Raw genomic sequence first — 19,921 nt, forward strand, 5'->3', positions numbered from 1 at the left:
ATCACTTAAAGGCATAAGATATGATAAAGACCAGATGTAAAGGAGGGAGACTCTTGATTCAACCTGCTCAAAATCCAAGAGACAGTCACTTTGACCCATTTACGTATCTCATGTTCGGTTCACAAATCCCGCCAGTGCAACAAACACAAACCTATCAACCGCCACAAGCATTCTATCAGAACAGCGGCTGGCAAGCAAGTGGAATGCAAGTACCGCCTGTACAGCCGGTGCAACCGACACAGCCTGCACAACCCGGATTCTTAAAACCGTTTCTCGGCCAAGACGGACATATTGATGTGAGCAAAATGGTAAATGGCGCCACCCAGCTGGTCAATGTCATTAATCAGACAGCACCGGCGATCAAACAATTGTCTCCGCTGCTCAATTTCTTTAAAAAGCCATGATTGAAAATGGCAATAGTAAAAGAACTGCAAGGGTGAACTCAGATCCACTCAGCAGTTCTTTTAATTCGATCAAAAGAAAAAGAAGTTTAATCAAGATTTTCTTTGCAGCCATTTCTCATAATTCCGCGGTAAAAGGCTCCTGAGTTTTTCATTTATCGCATCATTCGAATCAAGTCCTTTTTTAAAATGGACGACATCAAGTCCTTCATGTTCCTGCTCCATTAACCCGTTAATTAGTGCTGCTATGATTTCACCATCGCACTTGTCGGAAATTAAATTCAAATCCGTCCGTAAAATAATTGCCTCTTTCCTCTTACTTTCGTGCAAAAGATTAATGAAGAACAGTTCCATTTCATTGGCAGCTCTTCCGCGAACAGAAGTCGGACAGGCCGCTCTTCTTTTCCCGTTTTTATCAACATGCTGCCCGCATACCTCCAGGGAAGAGAGAAAAAGCACACGTTGACATTGCGGCGAATCAGTAAGTAGATGACCCATCTTTTTCTTCAATTCATCATTGCTTTCCTGTTTCATCCGGAAAGTGTCAGCAAGAATAAGATGCTTTGCTACTGAACGCGGCTTGTCTCGGTCATTATGAAAAAGTGCGTTGCGACCCAAAAAAAGCTCATTCTCTTCCTCACGATCTTTCTCTTCATCAGTAACTGCCGAACTAATTGAATAGACGACAACTCCCGCCTCAAGCAGTCTTTCAGTAAGAAGAAAACCAATAGACGAGAGTCCGCCAAACACCATTGCTTCTTCCATCATTTTCCCCCCTGCTCACGCAAGAAAATATATATATAAAACGGGTAAATGCTCAAGAGCTGCATCAACTAGCACGACTGCAGGAGTCTTGTGCACGTTTGCTTCACAACCTTTACTTGGGAATAATTATTTACTTTTGTACATAATACATGGCACTTTATCACCATTGTATTTTCATTCAAGTGTCCAGTACCACCTTAAACGGGTTGAATGGTTCTTTATTTGTTAGAAAACTTGATTTCATCAGATTTTTGAAAGCAAATTTTTAGTTGCACTTACATGAACTATTGCTGATCTGTACTATTTTTTTGATATGTATAAAGAAGATATGCCAAAAATGGTGTGATCATCACCTGCGGGGGCTTTTGGGTTCGAAACACAAAAAGCCGAGGCAGGATATACATCCTGCTCCGGCTGATACGTGGCAAATGGTTTACTCTGATAGTCCAAGTGCAATTCTAGCATACCGCGACATGCGCTCTTTCGTCCACGGTGGATCCCATACAAAATTCACTTCTACTTGATTTACTTCTTCGATCTCTCCAAGCGTACGCTTAACGTCATAGGAAAGGGACGCAGACAATGGGCAACCCATAAAGGTCAGCGTCATGGTCACAATTACATTGTTTTCTTCATCTATGTCGACGCCATACACGAGCCCCAGGTTGACGATATCCACACCGAGTTCAGGATCAATAACATCTTCCAGCGCTTCAAGTATGCGGTCTTTCAATTCCTCAGAAGAACTGTTCTCAGCCACTGCAAATACCTCCTTCCTCATTTGGGTTACGTTTAGTATAACCGAATATCTGGTCTATTTCATCTCTCAGACAGTCTCTTGTCCACAGCCTCAGTATTCTAACAATGCGCTCCATTCCATCATGATATATAATGAAGAAAACGACACAATAGAATCCGTTTATTAACAGAAAGGAAAATACAGATGAACTTTACGATGACTTCTACGCCAAACCCGAACGCATTAAAATTCACCGCTGAAGGACCTCTTTTTTCAAATCGAGTCGAAGTTTTCAAAGATGACCAAACAAATTCCCCATTTTTAACAAAATTGATTGAAATAGACGGCGTCATCAGCCTTTTCGGCTTTAATGACTTTGTAACCATCTGCAAATCTCCGGATGCCGCATGGGAAAATCTGCTTCCTCACGTCAAAGAAACGCTCGAAAAATTCTAATGACACCATTACCTCTTCTTAAGGTGGATACTTCTTTCAATGTACAGGTTGCCTTATGTTTGCTGTATTTTTCAGTAAAACAATGAACGAATCAACAAAAAAAGTCTGAGCTATAAATGCGCAGACTTTTTCATTAATAAATCAATTAATCAAAGGTAATAATATCAGATTCGTTAAGTGCCACGTTACCACTCTTTTTAAGTACAACATGCTTTGAAGGATCAAGGTTTGTAAAAATTACAGGACTGATCAGTGATGGAACTTTATCTTTAAGTGCAGGAAGGTCAAAAGACATCAATTTCTGCCCTTTTACAACTGTATCGCCTTCCTGCACATAATTAACAAACCCCTCACCATTCAACTTGACCGTATCAATGCCGACGTGAATCAGGACCTCTAAACCATCGCTTCCCGTCAAACCAATCGCATGCTTTGTCGGGAACACGCCGCTAACCTTTCCGTCGACAGGAGAAACAACAACCCCTTCATCCGGATCAACAGCAAATCCGTCGCCCATCATTTTTTCAGAAAAAACCTTGTCCGGAACATCGGTAATCGGAAGCATTTTGCCTTTAATGGGGGCACATACAGATTCCGCTCCAACAGATACAGTGGCTAAACCAGGCTCAGTTGATGTACCGTCCACTTCTGCCTTCGTAAGATCCGCAGAAGATTTGATCAAGTTCTTCATCGCGTCAGCCACAAATTCTACATCCGTGCCTACGATGATCTGCAAGTTTTTCTTATTCAGCTTGACTACTCCGTGCGCGCCATGATGCTTAATCGCAGCACTGTCTGCGGCCTCTGAGTCCGCGACGGTTAATCGAAGACGCGTGGTACAATGATCCACATTTGTAATATTCTCTTTGCCACCGATATCCTCAATAAACCGGGCAGCCATCACTTCATATTTATCATTCGTATTGAGGTCGGGAGCCTGATCCGGATTTTCTTCGACGAGATCGTCATCTTCCTCACGACCTGGTGTCTTCAGATTAAACCATTTGATGGCAAAGTAGAAAACAACGAAATAGATCACAGCAAAAATAACGCCGACAACCAGTAGCAACAGCGGCTTTTGGGCAATTCGATAGTTGATAATATAATCAATTGCACCAGCAGAAAAACCAAAGCCATCGTGGATACCGAGTGCATAGGTAACAGCCATTGACAGAGCTGTCAAGAAAGCATGAATAACATAGAGTACGGGAGCAAGGAACATGAATGAAAATTCAATCGGTTCTGTAACACCGGTTACAAAGGAAGTAAGTGCAATTCCGATAAGCATGCCGGAGACCGCTTTGCGTTTTTCTTTTTTTGCCGCGGCAATCATGGCAAAACAAGCAGCCGGCAAGCCAAACATCATGATCGGAAAATAGCCTGATAGAAGCAGGCCGGCATGCGGATCGCCATTGAGAAAACGGGTGATTTCACCGTGAAACCCTTTATAAGTGCCAAATTCAAACCAAACAAGTGTATTAATAACATGGTGCAGTCCAAGCGGTAAGAGTAATCGGTTTAAAAGGCCATAAATAGCAGCGCCGAATATTCCAGCATCGTAAATCCAAGTCGCTAAATGGGACATGCCGAGCTGTACATAAGGCCAAACATAGCCAAAAATAAATCCAAGAATAAGCATTGTTCCTGACGTAACAATAGGGACAAATCGGCGGCCGCCAAAGAATGCAAGCCAATCAGGAAGTTTAATATTGTGATAACGATTATAGAGCATTCCGGCAATGATTCCGGCAATAATACCGCCAAGGACGCCAAGGTTTATTGTCTTATTTAATGAAGTTGCACAGGCGCTGAGTACGAAAAAACCCATCGCTCCGGCAAGAGCAGCTGCCCCATTGTTATCCTTAGCAAAACCGACGGCGATACCAATCGCAAATATTAATGCAAGGTTTGAAAACACTGCGTTTCCTGCTGCTGCGATAAACGGTATGTTGAGAAGATCCGGTTGTCCAAGACGTAATAACAATGCTGCCGCAGGTAGAGCTGCAATAGGAAGCATGAGCGACTTGCCTATTCTTTGAAGAAAACCTAACATAATATCTCTCTCCCCTGTTATCAATAATAAAAAGATAAAGTCATGAACCACAAAATGACAGATCACTTCTCATAAACAGATGTTGTCCTCCTTTATCTCTGTCACATTTTATCTACTATTCTGTCATTTTTGCATAAAAGCAGTAGGTTGTCTAGACATTCAGTCAAATTAGTTGTCATATTAGTTCACTTGTCATGTAATTTATTTTCACGCTTGTTAAATGGGGGAAATGTCTGCACCAAATGCAGCTTCGAATTCAGTATTGTTAATGAGGCAGGTAGCGGCTGTACAGCTCCAATTGATTCCGATACAATCAATCTTCTTCGCTTGCCTTGATCACTTCAAGAATTTCGTGTTTGCTCGTATCTGGTAAATTCGACAAATGACTATCTAAGGATCGCTTAATCATGGGTTTTCTCTTTTCTATTCGTTTACAATCAGCAAACGTATACATGAGGGCCTTATGTACCTTTTTTTCTCTTACTCTAATCGTGTATATTTACTTTCTATGAACATTCCACAGGTTTTCAGTGCTATTTGTCCTACTGAATCTAGGTATTTATTCCCGTTTTTGCCAAATGTGCACAAATAGTGTCAAAATTATTTTGACACGTGACGCTTAATCTATCAATCAATCTAGCGTATAATCAATTTTATTTAATAGAGAAAAGGGAGCATCATTCATCATTATATAAAATTGATTAAATGGGGAGATGATTTACCAATGTTAAAGAAATGGGGCAAACTAGCCTTTACCGCTTTTCTGTCATTGCTGCTTGTTTTCAGTTTACTTCCTTCTTTTGCAGCCGCAGCATCCTCAAGTAAAGCGGATCAAAAACTGACATCTGTAAAACAAGGAACCGGACAATCCGTATTAGAGAATGCTGATTATTTCGGAGATCTTCCAAATGAAACGCCGGTTTCAGTAGATATTGTCTTAAAAGCTGGCAATGAACGCCAGCTGCAATCCTATATAGAAAAAACAGTTGATCCTAGCAGCACATTCTATCACAAGTACCTGAGTGTTCCTCAATTTAAAAAAGCATTTGGTGCATCTAACATCACTGTTAAAGCACTCTCTCAGTATCTGAAAAAATACCATATCAGTTCAAAAGTGTATGATAATAACTTGATTGTCTCCGCAAGTGGGACAGCGGGAGATTTCAACAAGGCATTCAGTGTCACCCTCCAAAAAGCAAAGTTCAGAGGCAAAAGCTTTCACGCCGCCAAAAAAGGACCCAAGCTGCCGCGCTTTCTTGCGACTCATGTACTGGCGGTTCTTGGTTTAACTAACTATTCCGAACTGACACCTCGTGCAGTGAAACGGCCGCTTAAAATGACACCGAATTCAAGCGGCGGGCCACTTAATCTTGATCCTTCTGATCTAATTAAGCAGTACAATGTCGGTCCCTTATATGATCAAGGGGCTAACGGCAAGGGACAGACGATCGGCATCGTTACCTTAGCAGATTTTAACACTGAAGATGCCTATAGTTTCTGGAAACAAGAAGGTATTGATGTTAAAGCAGACCGCATTCACAAAATTCTTGTCGATGGCGGATCCGATTGGAACGGATATGAGGAGACATCGCTCGACGTTGAGCAATCCGGTGCACTCGCACCGCAAGCGGACGTTAATGTCTATGTTGGACCGAATACGGATGCAGGCTTTGTTAACGCATTTGCTACGGCGATTAACGAAAATAAAGCCTCTCAAATCTCTGTAAGCTGGGGACTCAGTGAATCAGCCATCAGCGCCGCGATTAAAGACCAAACGGAAGATCCGGCTTACGCGCTTGTCTTTAATCAGTTATTTGAGCAAGCAGCAGTACAAGGCATCTCGATGTTTGCTTCCGCCGGCGATGCCGGCGCTTATGATGCAAGCCGAGATATGGGCACTTACAATTTAGCTGTTGACAATCCGGCCGACAGTCCTTATATTACCGCTGCCGGTGGAACAACATTGCCATGGTCCTACACAACGAAAACGGGTGTGCAGCTCAATGTATCATCTGAACGTGCATGGGGCTGGAATTACCTTTATCCATACTTTGATTCACTCGGACTCAGTACACCGGAAGGATGGGCAAACTATTACTTTGTCGGCGGAGGCGGAGGATTCAGCCAGCTATTCCGAACTCCTGATTATCAGAAAGGAGTCTCCGGTGTGAATCGATTTACAGCCGTTCAGCAATGGCAGCCAAGTACTGATTTTGGTTCAGTCACTCCGCTCAGCGATCCGAAAATCGTTTCAGGAACGTCAAGTGGTCGAAACATGCCGGATGTGTCGCTTAATGCAGATCCATATACAGGTTATAAAGTATTTCTCTCCGATCCTAATGCGCCAGGCAGTAATTCCGGTTTCAGCACATTTGGCGGAACAAGTGTCGTATCGCCTCAACTTGCCGGCCTGACTGCATTAATGAACAGCAACCAAAAAGGTCGCATCGGATTTTGGAACAGCCAAATCTACCGATTCGCGAAGCAAAAGAGTTCTCCGTTCCATCCGCTGAACGCGACGGGAACAGAAAATACCAATCTCTATTACACCGGTACGAAAGAAACCATTTATAACCAGAGTACCGGACTCGGAACGATTGATGTCGCTTCACTTGCGAAACATTTTAAGTATCCTTATACGCGCTAATCCTATTTTCAAATAGACCCGCGAATAATCAAAAAAAGAACAATACCTTACTAGAAAAAACGGCTCGACCATTCATCCAAACAATGGTGGAGTCTTTTTTTTATTCATTACTGTACACTGATTTTCTCCAATACAAGCCAGCGAACCCTAAAAAGAAATCCTCTAATTTTGAATAATTAGAGGATTTCCTTTGAATTCTGTTATTGATCAAGAATATTCACATTGTATGTTTTAAGCCATTCGTTCATTTGCGCCATATGGGCAATCAGCTGAGGACCGGACATCAGCTGACCGAACCATGGTGTTTTAAATGAATCGCCTTTCGTATCAATGAGCGCCTGCAATTTCTGTTTGTCTACCAATTCAAGTAATGGCGAACTTGGCGTATTAATAACTTTTTGCAGCCATGCCGAGACAGCTTCCGTATACTTTGGATGATACGTTTTTGGATACGGGCTCTTCTTACGATAAAGCACATCATCGGGCAGATAGCCTTTGAGTGCCGCTCGCAAAATACCTTTCTCATGACCGTCCAGCATTTTCATCGCCCACGGAACATTCCACATATATTGTACGATACGATGATCGGCAAATGGCACACGTACCTCAAGGCTGGCACCCATACTCATACGGTCTTTTCGATCAAGCAATGCAGTCATAAACCAGTTCATGTTAAGATAGAACAATTCGCGCCGTTTTGCATCGATTACCGATTCACCCTCGAGCTTAGGTGTTTCGGCAATCGTTTCATTAAATCGTGCCATTTCGTATTCTTTTAGATTTAATTTACTTCCCCATTTGTCATTGAGCAAATCCTGTCGCGCACCGATTGAACGCATCCATGGGAAGCCTTCCTTAGCTGATGTTTCCGGGCTGTGAAACCAAGGATAGCCTCCGAAGATTTCATCGGCGCACTCTCCGGAAAGTGCGACAGTAAATTCTTTGCGAATTCCTTCGCAGAGCCAGAGAAGTGAAGAATCGACATCAGCATAACCAGGCATATCGCGAACGACAATCGCTTTTTTTAGATAAGAAACAAGGTGTTCATTATCAATGATAAGATTATGATGTACCGTACCAAGATATTTGGAGACCTCTTCAATAAAAGGCGCGTCACTGTTTGGCTGAAATTTACTTGTTTTAAAGTAGTGATCATTGCCAACATAATCAATTGAAAAAGTGTGAAGCGGCGGACGTTTCTGTTCTTTAAAATATTCGGAAGCAATGGCCGAAATACCGCTGGAATCCAGCCCACCAGACAGAAAGGTTGCCACCGGAACATCCGCATAAAGCTGACGTTTAACCGCGTCAGTAACAAGATAACGCAGGTTGGCAATCGTATCCTCCAAACTGTCAGTGTGAACATGACTCTCCACATTCCAGTAGCGCCAAATCTTCATACCGTCTTTTGTATACGTGAATGCATGAGCCGGGCGCAGATCGTCCATTCCTGCATAGACACCATGCCCCGGTGTTCGCGAAGGACCGAGTCCGAATACTTCATAGAGCCCCTCGCGATCAATTTCCGGACGTACATCGGGATGTGCCAGAATCGCTTTCAATTCAGAACCAAACAGCAGCCTGCCTCCCGATTTCTTATAGAAAAAAGGTTTAACACCCATGCGGTCGCGTGCACCGAACAAGGACTCTTTGGCGGCATCCCAAATAGCAAAGGCAAAAATACCATTAAAATGATCGACGCAGTTTTCCCGCCATTCAATGTAAGCGGTCAGCAGCACCTCAGTATCCGAATGTCCTTGAAAGGTGTACCCTTTTTTTAATAAATCCGAACGTATTTCTTCAGTATTGTACAATTCACCGTTATAAACGAGCACATACTCGTTATGATTCACCGTTTTTTTCATTGGCTGACAACCGCCTTCCGGATCGACGACAACCAGACGCGCGTGTCCAAGCGCTGCATGCTCCGACAGCCATGTATTCAAATCGTCTGGCCCACGATGATCCATCGTCTCAGCCATTCGTTTCATTGTCTTTCCCTCGCCGCGTAAATCCTGCCGCCAGTCAATCCAGCCTGTGATTCCGCACATTTTTCATGTCATCCTTTCTTGCCGCCATTGGGCATTAACCTCAACACATCTTATGCAGAACTGCTGGGCACGTGAGAAATGATGCCATTCAGGTATTATCTGACGCCTATCTGACCAGTCAATAAACGATAGAATCATTCAATTTTTAATCAGACGGACGAAAAATGCGATTTTCATTGAAAAATATAATGAACGAAATGAAAAGGCAGAGGAATAACGGATGACCAAAATCATTAAATTAATCGTCTCTTCTTCACTGATCATCGGTATTGCTTTTGTGCTCCTCTATATCATTTCAAGCATGTATAGTCCTCAAGCAGATCATGTACCGCTTCTTAATGACCAGCGAGTCATCAGCCCTGAGGTTGAACATTATCGCCCGATTATTGCTCAAACAGCCAAAGCGAATGGTGTCGGACAATATACAGATATCATTATGGCGATTGCCATGCAGGAGTCAAAAGGAAAAGCTGCTGACGTGATGCAAGCCTCTGAAAGCTTGGGGCTGCCCAGGAATGCCATAAATTCCCCGCAAAAAAGCATTCAGGCAGGAACGCACTATTTTAAAAAAGCATTGACACGATCAAACGGGAATCTTGAGCTTGCTCTCCAAAGCTATAATTTCGGCCTTGGCTTCGTCGATTATGTTGAGGCACACGGCGGTAAATACACGCCAAAACTTGCTCGCCAATTTTCAGAAGAGAAGTCTAAAGAACTCAACTGGAGCAGCTACGGCGATCCTAAATATGTCGAACACGTCATGCGTTACTACACCAATGAAAAACAAAAACGCGCATTAACGAAAAAAAAGGATTAAAAGAATCCCGCGAGTTGGCATTCATCTCGCGGGATTTCTCTATTGGTTTAACGAGTATGTGCGGATTCTGAAAAATGTTCTTCCTTCGTCAGTCGACCGTTCTGAAGCCAGTAAATTTTGCTAAAACATTTGGTCAAAAAATAACGATCATGGCTCACTGCAAGTACTGTTCCCGTAAAATGGTTCACAGCTTCTTCCAAAACTTCGCGCGATTCAATATCTAAATGGTTTGTTGGCTCGTCAAGTACGAGCACATTGATCTTCTTCATCATCAAGTCAGCCAGGCGAATGCGTACACGTTCACCGCCGCTCAGTGAACCGATCTTGCGGAATACATCCGAACCGTAAAACATAAACTTTGCAAGTTCGTGTCTCGCCTCCCCTTCGGTCAAACGGGCATGCTCGCGAAAGACATCGATCACACGCCGCTCCTTTTCTGTTTCCTGCTCAAACACATGCTGTGACAATAGCCCAATATTTAAGTTGGTTCCTTGATGAATATTTCCGTGGCTTGGCCTTAATTTTCCAAGTAAACAGTTTAATAAGGTGGTTTTCCCGGCTCCATTTGGTCCAGCGATCGCTACTCGGTCTTGATAACGAATATCCATGCTTACATGTTCAAATAAAGGGTTATGATTAAAACCTGCGGACAGATCAAGACAGCTGAGCACGCGATTTCCAGTGCGGCTGCCACGTGCGAAATCGAGCGCCATTTTATCAGTCTCCATTTTTGGACGCTTCAGCCGGTCAATTCTGTCCAGCGCCTTTTCCATGCTCTTTGCTCGTCGATGCAAGGCAGCATTTGGCGGCTTTGCCTGATTTGCCCATTCTTTCAGACGCTTGATAGCCTCCTTCATTTTTTTGATTTTCTTCTGTTGATCTTCATAAGCAGCAAATTCATTCAGCAGTCTTTCTTGTTTTTCCTTAACAAAATAAGAGTAATTTCCATTGTAAGCAACCATTTCGCCCTCATCAAGTTCCAGAACCTTAGTTACCGTACGATCCAGAAAAAAACGGTCATGCGAGACAAGTAAAATGGTTCCTTTGTATTGCTTGATGTACTGCTCCAGCCATTCTAAAGCAAGAATATCCAGATGGTTCGTCGGTTCGTCAAGTAAAAGCAGATCGGGTTCAGATAAGAGCTGAAGCGCAAGCCCGACTTTTGTTCGCTCACCACCGCTCAGCGAGGCAAATGAGCGTCCCAACAGCCACTTAATTTCAAGGCCCTCGGCGACTTGGTCAATTTTGTAATCCATCTCATAGCCGCCCATTTCCTGAAACTGTTCTTGAACACGTGCATATTCAGTCAGCAGCTTTTCAAGCCGTCCTTCGATCGTACCCGCCAATTCCCTTTCCAGCGCTCTCATCTTTTTCTCAACCTTTATGCATTCCGCGAAAGCATGCATCAGTACTTCGCGCGCCGTACTTTCCTGCCCGTCCGGAAGCTGGCGCAAATAACCGATTGATGCCCCATTTTTTATCGCAATAGCGCCTTGATCCGGGGTATCAATTCGTGCGAGTAAATTGAACAAAGTCGTTTTCCCGCTTCCGTTCGGTCCGACAACCGCAACTTTTTCATTATCCAGCACTGAAAAACTGACATCCCGCAATATTTCATTTCCCGCTATATTTTTTCGTACATGATCTGCTTGACATATCATCATTTTCTCGTCACTTCCTTATTTTTTGCATGCAAAAAAATCCACGGGCGCTCATTTACCCATGGATGATTTTGATCTTGATTCAATTAAAAAAACAATTGAGTTCCGCTTCAGTGGGTCACGCGTCCATTCACAAAGCTATGCTGTTTTTTAAAAAAGGGCAGACTGATCCCTTGAAGAAAAATGCAGCAAAAATCGCGCGAACTGTGTACAAGAATGATTCCAATGTTGCGCGATACTTCGTGAATAGTGACAATAGACCCACCTCCTTTTCTGCTTTACACAAAGTTTATCAGATCGATCGGTTAAGCGCAATAACCTAGTCAATTCCTTTTTCAAAGCTGTTTTTCATTCCGCGATCATAGAAGGAGTTCGGCCACTTGAGCACTTCTTCACGGATATCCTCGCTTATTTCATTCATTGTTTGCCTCAAGCTCAGTGATCTCTTTGTTGCTTAATCCTGTCCACTCACTGATTTGCCCATGACTTATTCCATTTTGCAGCAACTTTCGCGCGAACTGCTTTTTGGCATTTAATTCACCTTTTTCAATTCCTTTTTTAATTCCTCTTTCCATGCCGTCCTCCACTCCGCGATCATAAAAGGAGTTCGGCCACTTGAGCACTTCTTCACGGATTTCCTCCGGGAGTTTTTTCGCTTGATCCATCAATTGATTCACCTCTTTCTCGTTTAATTGAAGATAGGTTTCAAAAAATCCATTGATCATGCTTTCACGCGCTTCTCCAAGATGCATGCCGATCATCTGCCTGATAAAGGCGAGCCGAACCTGCACACGTTCCTTTTTTGAGTAGTTCATCCTGCTCATGAGCGCGGCTGCAACCGGATTATTGCTGCGCATAAATTTTCGCCAATTCATTTGGGCAAGCTCAAGCTTCAAAAAATGGAATTCACTGATAATCATAAAATGAGGTACTTCTACCACAAATTCATCCGGTTCATCTCTTACTCCATCATAACTGAAAATGGCAATCGGTAAAACAGGTTTTCGAAATTTCAGATAGATCATGATGTAGTAGAGATACATCCGTTCAGAAAAATCATCTTGATAATAGTTTTGCGCCTCGATATGGACAATCAGGATTACATCTTTTTTGGATTTAAGCTTCGTTTCCGCAATGATGTCCGCCCTCTTCTTGTCGCCCTCGATTAGATCCGGAAACAGCTCCTCCGAAAGGAATGTTTTCTCAGACAGATCAAGCATGTGATAAATCTTTGGGAAAAAGGCTTCGAGAAACTCATCAAAAAATTCGTGAAGCAACACTTTGAAGCGCCGATCGTGGTCTGTAGGCATATGAGGCCTCCTTACGCGGTATGGTTGTCGTTGTGCAAGAGGGATTAGGAAGAAAATTTGGAGATAACAGAGAACAAGTGATCGTATACATAAAGGATAACCGAATCCGATTCATAATGTCTAGATAATTCACCAGAGTTTAATCCACACAGTATTAAAGCGCAGATTGGGAATTTTGCATCCCATCTACGCTTTTTTGTGCATTTACTGTATTAGTTCACATCAAAACTGACATGCCAATTGGCTCACATGACAGCCCATTCTTGGTCACAGATTGGTTCACACTTTCCGATTTTAATACAGCAGCGGAAGATTCACCAACATAAAAAAGAAACGGATTTCTTCGCCACTTCATTCACGCATTTTCCCATCATGCATCCTTCTTACGCACAAACAACCCGAAAACATCCGTCGTCTCGACAATATTGGTAAATGCGCGCGGATCGACTTCTTTGATGATCTGCTTCAACCGGTACAGTTCATAACGAGTGAAAACAATCATCAGCAAGTCCTTATCCTTGTTCGTATAGCCGCCCTTTGCCGATATTTTCGTAATCCCCCGGTACATTTGAACGGAAATCGCTTTTTGAAGTTCGCTCGCCTTATCGGTGACAACCCAGGCAGTTAGTTTCACATAACTTGTGTGAATGGCATCGACAACACGAATGCTGACGTAGAGTTGAAGAAGCGTATACAACGCACGCCGCCAACCAAACAGAAAACCGGCGGAAAGAATAATTACTCCATTAAGTGCGAACATGTAAAAGCCGATCGGTCGATCCTTGACTCGCGTCAAAATCATGGCGATGATATCCATTCCTCCGCAGGATGCACCGAATTTCAGTGTAATCCCCGAACCGATCGCCTGCACCACTCCTCCAAAGACCGCATTCAGTAAGATATCATTGGTCAGTGGATGAAGCGGGATAACCGCCATAAAAAATGTTGTTAAAGCCACACTGATTGTACTATATAAAGTAAAACGGCGCCCGACTTTAATCCAGCCGGCATAGATAACCGGGATGTTCATCAAGAGAAGCAAAATCCCAGTACTGATATGAAAAGAGGTCGGCTCCAGCATTGAATTAACGAGCTGAGCAATACCAGTAATTCCTCCGGCCAGAACCTTTGCAGGTATGAGAAATAGGTTTAGGGCAGCCGCATTCAGCAGCGCGCCCGTAATAACGACCAATAATACTTTAAATTCTTGATAGAGTGATACTTTCATATCGCCGTTCCTTTCAGAATGGCAGCTCATATTCATCTCGTTCACAAGACAAAGCTGCCGATTCACCATGTATTATTAACAAATTAACACATGGACAGCCAATGCTCAAACCTTTTTATGAATCATTTTTGTAAAATCTGCACAAACTAAGCAAAACTTAATTTGGAGGCTCATTTATGAAACTGACACGTTTGCTTATTCTGCCTATTCTGATGCTTACTATGATCATCCCACAAGCAGGACATGCCGCATCCGGACATAATCCTATGGGTATGCCAGGCCATGATTTTAGGCATCAGTGGCTCTCGCAGATTATCGATCAATATGCACCTGCTGACCTTAAACAGACAATGAAAAAAGATATGGAGACACATCATCATCTGATGAGCGAATGGCGTCAAAGTGCAAATTTCAAAAAAGGTAACCGAGACTGCCAGAATACTTGTGAAAAGCAGGCAAAAAAGATCCAAGCCATAAAAAAAGATCAGGCACAAGGAAAAATTTCAGCTGAGGATGCCCATCAAAAAATAGCACAGTTGTTCCACCATGCTAAATTTGGCGGTCACCATCAAGCATTCGGCCAGTTAAAAACCGCAGTCAAACAAAATGATCGGACAGCAATTATCAAAGCTTTAGAACAGATTGATCAACACATTCAGCAATCCAATAACCGACTAGTCAAAAAGCTTGGCAAAACCGGATGATCGTGTAGATAATAAATGCCATTAGATTGAGTCTTAAGCATCGCAAATTCATTAATTGAGTTTGCAATGCTTTTTGTTTACCGTTTGCCCAGCCCACTAATGGAATAATGCTTTTTCACCGAGGGAAGCACGGTCACCGCTTGGATGGCAAGCCCAAGAAAGATGTAGAAGACATGGATAAACACAATGTCGTGCATAAGATAGGCCTCAATCGTTATCCATCCGATCAGGAGGAACCCAATGTAAAGTGAATGGTTCCACGCACCGGAAGCTGAAGAATCAAATCGGATACGTTCTCCAATAAGCATCGGTTTTTCAAAGATCAGCAGGAATGCGATATAGATCGGATAGAGACCGAGAACAGAAAACAGGATGATACCCGGAATCAGAAATGAATCGAAAGCCGTGTATTTCAGCAACTCAAGCGGCATATGCAGCAGTGTTCCATCTGGCGATAGAATTAATGCACCACCGCCAAAAACTGCACCGACACCAAGAAAGAAATGCAAGATGATCAAAATGAAGCAAGAAATTGTCTTTCCATTGTTCGTTTCGGTCATGATAAATCCTCCAATGAATTAATTTTTAGTCGTACATTTCAAGTCCAGCAAATAAATAGTCGGCGCTTGCCATCATCACGGCTGCGAGTTCAGCTCGTTCTGTGTCCGATGTGCAGTGCGCGTATTGCATACTGAGCATAAGCTGCTCATTGTTGAAAAGCGTTGCAATGAGTTCTTTCCTGCATTTCTTGATTTTCTTTCTCTGCTCCATAATTGTTAAAACTGAAACGTAATAGGCGATATTTTCTTGAATGAGCTCCTTCTTAAATACCTCCCCGGCTGTTTCATTATAAAAATGTTCGGAAAAAATGATTCTTGCCATCTGAGTCCAAGTTTTATTGATCTTCTCGCCATATGCCCTAATTAAGGATTGAAAGAGTTCAACTGCGTTCATTTGATCGAGCATCTGATCAATTTGCGATAAAGGTGGCCGGGACACATCCAGTGTTTGAGCAAATGTTTCACAAATATCATCCATGATTGCCTTTTTTCCGTTGTAATGATTATAGATCGAGCTTCCTTTGATTCCGACTTTTTGCGCAATGTCGCGCATGGATACCCCATTGAATCCGCTCATCGAAAAAAGCTCCAGAGCACAAGCAAATATCTTCTGTTTTGTTAACATATCCATCACCTAACGATCGTTCGTTACCTTCATTATATCTGTTTATTCGTCTTTCGGTCAATTCTGATTTGAAAGATTTACATTCATTTAAAATTTGACAAATAAAAAACCGTCCGTTCGCTATGAACAGACGGTTAACTATCAATAATTATTTTTTCAATGCGGCGAGACTCTCTTTAATTTTTTCTTCCTGTCCGGTTAAGCGGGCATAGTGAAAGAATCTTTTTTCTGCATCTTGTTTCGTTTTTTCAAATAACCGATCAGCGATTTCAGAATTAACCTTTTTCAAGGCAGAAAAACGTGTTTGTTTCATCATAAAATCAGTTAATTCATCAAATTGCGGTCGTTTGAAATCAAGCTGCATCGGCGGTTCGCCTTTGACCTTGCGCTCGGGATCATAGCGGTAAAGCGACCAGTATCCGGATTTCACGGCATCCGTCGCTTCAGCAAGTGCGTTGGTTAATCCACCTCGCAGACCGTGTGATATACAAGGCGTATAAGCGATGACTACAGAAGGTCCCGGATAGCGTTCCGCCTCCGTGAGCGCCTTGATTGTCTGCATCTTGTTCGCTCCCGAAGCGATTTGCGCCACGTAAACATGGCCATAATTAATCGCCATCATGCCCAAATCCTTTTTCGCCGTCCGCTTACCGCCTGCGGCAAACTGAGCAATAGCCGCTGCCGGGGTTCCTTTTGACGATTGTCCGCCTGTGTTGGCGTATACTTCATTATCCGTGATCAGAATGTTGACGTCCGCCCCGCTGGCAATGACATGGTCGATTCCGCCAAAGTCAATATCGTACGCCCAACCATCGCCGCCAATAATCCATTGGCTTGTTTTAATAAAGAGATCGCGTTCTTGGTAAATGGTTTCAAGCAGTGGCAGATGATCCTTCTCCTGAAGCAATCCGAGCTCGAGTTTTTCCGCACGATCCCTTGTTGCTTCGCTTTCCGTCATCTTTTCGATCCATTCGTTCATCAAGTCCTTTAAGCCGTCACTGACTTCATCACATTGCACTACGTCCTTCATTTGATCAGCAAGCCGTGTACGCCTTGTATCACGCGCAAGCTTCATACCGAGACCGAACTCGGCATTATCTTCGAAGAGTGAGTTTGACCAAGCAGGTCCGTGGCCCTGTTGATTTGTCGTGTAAGGAACAACGGGATTGGATGCTCCCCATATTGAGGAACAACCGGTTGCATTTGCGATCATCATCCGGTCGCCAAAGAGCTGCGTTAATAGTTTTATATAAGGCGTTTCGCCGCATCCGGAGCATGCGCCTGAGAATTCCAGCAGCGGCTGTTCGAATTGTGATCCTTGAATGGTCGCTTTCTTCACCGGATTAGTCTTTGCCTTAAGTGTCATCGCGAACGCCCAATTGACCGCCTGATCCTGCTGTGACTCCGCCGGTTTCATAAACAGCGCTGTTCCAGCCTTCGGGCAAGCTTCAACACATAATCCGCATCCGGTACAATCCGCAACGGAAACTTGAATGCGATAGTTCAGTCCGTCTGCACCGCGCATCGTCCGGACAATAAAGCCTTCCGGCGCCTTCTCCATCTCTTCTCCATTGGCAAGAAACGGCCGGATCGCTGCATGCGGACAGACGAACGCACACTGATTGCAATTGATGCAAAACTTCGGGTCCCATTCCGGAACCTGCAGCGCAACGTTTCGCTTTTCATAGGCAGATGTGCCCAGCGGCATACTGCCGTCCGCCATATTTTCCTTCAGCAGTGTGCTTACTTTAATCTTGCCGCCTTCCTCGCGGTTCATCGGCTTTAAGATATTCAAGACATAATCCGGCTGCTTTTTAACTGAATTCATACTCATTGGTTTTGGCTTGTCATCCGCTTCACCCCATTGCTGCGGAATCGTTACCTCATGAAGCAAATCCACCGTTTGATTGATTGCGTCCACATTCAGCTGTGCGATCGCCATCGACTTGCGGCCGTAGGTCTTTATTGCAGATTGCCGAAGCCACTCAATGGCGTCAGCAAACGGTACAATATTGGTCAGCTTGAAAAAGGCGGTTTGCATGATCGTATTAATTCTGCGTCCCAGCCCGATTTTACCGGCAAGGCCGATTGCATTGATTGTGTAAAAGCGAATCCTATTTTTTGCTAAATAACGCTTCATTGACTTCGGTAAATGGGCTTCCAAGTGGTCGTCATCCCAGATCGTGTTCAGTAGAAAAGTTCCGCCTGTTTTCAAACCCTTGAGAAGATCATAGGAGCGCAAATACGACGATGCATGGCAGGCAATAAAATCCGCATGTTCAACCAAATAGGCCGATTTAATCGGTTGATCCCCGAAACGAAGATGCGATACCGTGAGGCCGCCGGATTTTTTCGAATCGTAGGAAAAATAGCCTTGAACATTAAGATCGGTATGGTCGCCGATTAATTTTATCGACGCTTTATTTGCGCCGACCGTACCATCAGACCCAAAGCCCCAAAACTTCGCTTGGAAGGTACCCTTTGGCGTCAAATCCAGACTTGGAAAAGCCGGAAGCGACAGGTGTGTTACATCGTCATCAATGCCGATTGTAAATCGTTTCTTCGGATGCGCGCTGCCAAGATGTGCGTATACGGCTAAAATGTCCGACGGAGTCACGTCCTTAGAACCGAGCCCATAACGTCCGCCGATCACTCGCGGATGGCGGTCGCTTTCATACAGAGCACTTTGAACATCAAGCAGCAACGGTTCTCCTGAAGCTCCCGGTTCCTTTGTCCGATCCAGAACAGCAATATTTTCAACCGTTTCAGGAAGCTTTTCCAACAGCTTTTCTGTCGGAAACGGGCGGTATAAATGGACGGACAGCAAGCCGACTTTCTCGCCTTGTTCAGTCAGATGATCAATTGCCTGTTCAATCACCGAGGTTGCCGAGCCCATGGCCACAATCACACGCGTAGCATCCGGTGCTCCATAGTAATTGACGAGATCATAATTCGTGCCTCTCAACTTATTTATTTCTTGCATATAGTGAGCGACAATTTCAGGCACTCGGTCATAATAGCTGTTAACCGCCTCCCTCTGTTGAAAGAAGAGATCCGGACTCTGGCTCGATCCGGTTGCTGTCGGGTGATTCGGGCTCATGCCTCTCCGACGAAACGCAGCCACCGTATCATGATTCAGCAATCGCTTAAAATCGTCATGGTCGATCACATCAATTTTTTGAATTTCATGACTCGTACGGAAGCCATCGAAAAAGTTTACAAAAGGAATCGATGCCTCAACCGTAGCGAGATGTGCAACTGTCGAAAGATCCATAACTTCCTGAACACTGCCTTCAGCGAGCATGGCAAATCCGGTCGCACGTGTTGCCATGACGTCCGAATGGTCGCCAAAAATGCATAACGCATTAGAGCTCACTGCGCGTGCTGCAACATTAAAGACAGCCGGAAGCAGTTCCCCGGCAATTTTATACATATTCGGTATCATCAGCAGCAAACCTTGCGATGATGTATATGTAGATGTAAACGTTCCTGTTTTTAACGAACCGTGAACCGTGCCGGACGCACCTGCTTCAGATTGCATTTCAACAACACGGACCGGACTTCCAAAGATATTCTTTTTGCCTTGGGCGGACCACTCGTCGACCATTTCGGCCATGGGCGAGCTTGGAGTGATCGGATAAATGGATGCTACTTCGGTGAATGCATAGGATACATACGCAGCCGCCGTATTGCCATCCATCGTTTTTTTATTGGTCATTTTCTCTTCCTCTCCATCAAATCGCGTATTTAGAACACGCCTCTATTAAATCTACTTATCTCTATATCAATCCTTTTCTATTTTAGCGCTTCAAAAGTACAAGCAACTATGTATGCTGTGATAAAAATCGCACAATTTATACAAAAAAAAGACTGTTTCCCGAAATAGTTCCGGAAAACAGCCTTT

Annotated in this window: 15 protein-coding genes and 1 pseudogene; 5 read left to right on the forward strand and 11 right to left on the reverse strand. The window is 43.8% G+C overall.

Annotated features, from left to right (window positions below):
* Positions 1-53 precede the first annotated feature (53 nt).
* Entirely contained in the window at positions 54-404 is a 351-nt protein-coding gene (locus tag AC1MBV_RS03200) for a YppG family protein (protein WP_255747070.1), read from the forward strand.
* 90 nt (positions 405-494) lie between these two features.
* On the opposite strand, the gene AC1MBV_RS03205 is transcribed toward AC1MBV_RS03200, so the two are convergent.
* Positions 495-1,166, reverse strand: a complete 672-nt coding sequence (locus AC1MBV_RS03205) for a hypothetical protein (RefSeq protein WP_255747069.1) — start codon at positions 1,164-1,166, stop codon at positions 495-497.
* A 433-nt stretch (positions 1,167-1,599) separates the two neighbouring features.
* Complete coding sequence (locus AC1MBV_RS03210) at positions 1,600-1,926, reverse strand: metal-sulfur cluster assembly factor (RefSeq protein ID WP_370645942.1); 327 nt, start codon at positions 1,924-1,926, stop codon at positions 1,600-1,602.
* Positions 1,927-2,121: 195 nt separating this feature from the next.
* Between AC1MBV_RS03210 and AC1MBV_RS03215 the strand changes: the two genes are divergently transcribed.
* Positions 2,122-2,361, forward strand: coding sequence for a NifU N-terminal domain-containing protein (locus AC1MBV_RS03215; protein ID WP_480947504.1), 240 nt, complete (start codon positions 2,122-2,124; stop codon positions 2,359-2,361).
* Between the two features lie 145 nt (positions 2,362-2,506).
* Here AC1MBV_RS03215 and nagE read toward each other — a convergent pair whose 3' ends face one another.
* Positions 2,507-4,414 carry an N-acetylglucosamine-specific PTS transporter subunit IIBC gene (gene nagE, locus AC1MBV_RS03220; protein WP_480947505.1) on the reverse strand — a complete coding sequence of 636 codons (1,908 nt, stop codon included), beginning with the start codon at positions 4,412-4,414 and terminating at the stop codon, positions 2,507-2,509.
* A 724-nt stretch (positions 4,415-5,138) separates the two neighbouring features.
* Here nagE and AC1MBV_RS03225 point away from each other — a divergent pair.
* On the forward strand, positions 5,139-7,061 hold the full coding sequence (locus tag AC1MBV_RS03225) for a S53 family peptidase (protein ID WP_480947506.1): 1,923 nt from the start codon (positions 5,139-5,141) through the stop codon (positions 7,059-7,061).
* 200 nt (positions 7,062-7,261) lie between these two features.
* Here AC1MBV_RS03225 and asnB read toward each other — a convergent pair whose 3' ends face one another.
* Entirely contained in the window at positions 7,262-9,112 is a 1,851-nt protein-coding gene (gene asnB / locus AC1MBV_RS03230) for an asparagine synthase (glutamine-hydrolyzing) (RefSeq protein ID WP_255747062.1), read from the reverse strand.
* Between the two features lie 220 nt (positions 9,113-9,332).
* On the opposite strand from asnB, the gene AC1MBV_RS03235 reads away from it, so the two are divergent.
* Positions 9,333-9,929 (forward strand): lysozyme family protein, encoded by a 597-nt coding sequence (locus AC1MBV_RS03235; RefSeq protein ID WP_255747061.1) that lies wholly within the window; start codon positions 9,333-9,335, stop codon positions 9,927-9,929.
* Between the two features lie 47 nt (positions 9,930-9,976).
* Here the strand turns inward: AC1MBV_RS03235 and abc-f are convergent, their stop codons facing one another.
* The 4 genes from abc-f to AC1MBV_RS03255 form a co-directional block, all read right to left on the reverse strand.
* Complete coding sequence (gene abc-f, locus AC1MBV_RS03240) at positions 9,977-11,593, reverse strand: ribosomal protection-like ABC-F family protein (protein ID WP_255747059.1); 1,617 nt, start codon at positions 11,591-11,593, stop codon at positions 9,977-9,979.
* Between the two features lie 127 nt (positions 11,594-11,720).
* On the reverse strand, positions 11,721-11,855 hold the full coding sequence (locus tag AC1MBV_RS03245) for an RAxF-45 family protein (protein WP_370645941.1): 135 nt from the start codon (positions 11,853-11,855) through the stop codon (positions 11,721-11,723).
* Positions 11,856-12,003: 148 nt separating this feature from the next.
* Complete coding sequence (locus AC1MBV_RS03250; protein WP_255747057.1) at positions 12,004-12,900, reverse strand: RpnC/YadD family protein; 897 nt, start codon at positions 12,898-12,900, stop codon at positions 12,004-12,006.
* 370 nt (positions 12,901-13,270) lie between these two features.
* A complete protein-coding gene (locus tag AC1MBV_RS03255; RefSeq protein WP_255747056.1) occupies positions 13,271-14,128 on the reverse strand; it encodes a YitT family protein in 858 nt (285 codons plus the stop codon).
* A 176-nt stretch (positions 14,129-14,304) separates the two neighbouring features.
* Here AC1MBV_RS03255 and AC1MBV_RS03260 point away from each other — a divergent pair, with 176 nt between their 5' ends.
* Complete coding sequence (locus tag AC1MBV_RS03260) at positions 14,305-14,832, forward strand: hypothetical protein (protein WP_255747055.1); 528 nt, start codon at positions 14,305-14,307, stop codon at positions 14,830-14,832.
* A gap of 77 nt (positions 14,833-14,909) precedes the next feature.
* On the opposite strand, the gene AC1MBV_RS03265 is transcribed toward AC1MBV_RS03260, so the two are convergent.
* From AC1MBV_RS03265 to nifJ, 3 genes and pseudogenes are all read right to left on the reverse strand, one after another.
* Positions 14,910-15,392 (reverse strand): hypothetical protein, encoded by a 483-nt coding sequence (locus AC1MBV_RS03265; RefSeq protein ID WP_255747053.1) that lies wholly within the window; start codon positions 15,390-15,392, stop codon positions 14,910-14,912.
* Positions 15,393-15,417: 25 nt separating this feature from the next.
* Entirely contained in the window at positions 15,418-16,023 is a 606-nt protein-coding gene (locus AC1MBV_RS03270; protein WP_480947507.1) for a TetR/AcrR family transcriptional regulator, read from the reverse strand.
* A 148-nt stretch (positions 16,024-16,171) separates the two neighbouring features.
* Positions 16,172-19,735: pseudogene (gene nifJ / locus AC1MBV_RS03275) on the reverse strand (pyruvate:ferredoxin (flavodoxin) oxidoreductase); the annotation flags it as partial.
* Positions 19,736-19,921 lie beyond the last annotated feature (186 nt).

This window comes from Sporolactobacillus sp. PKPK-6 (assembly GCF_056678885.1).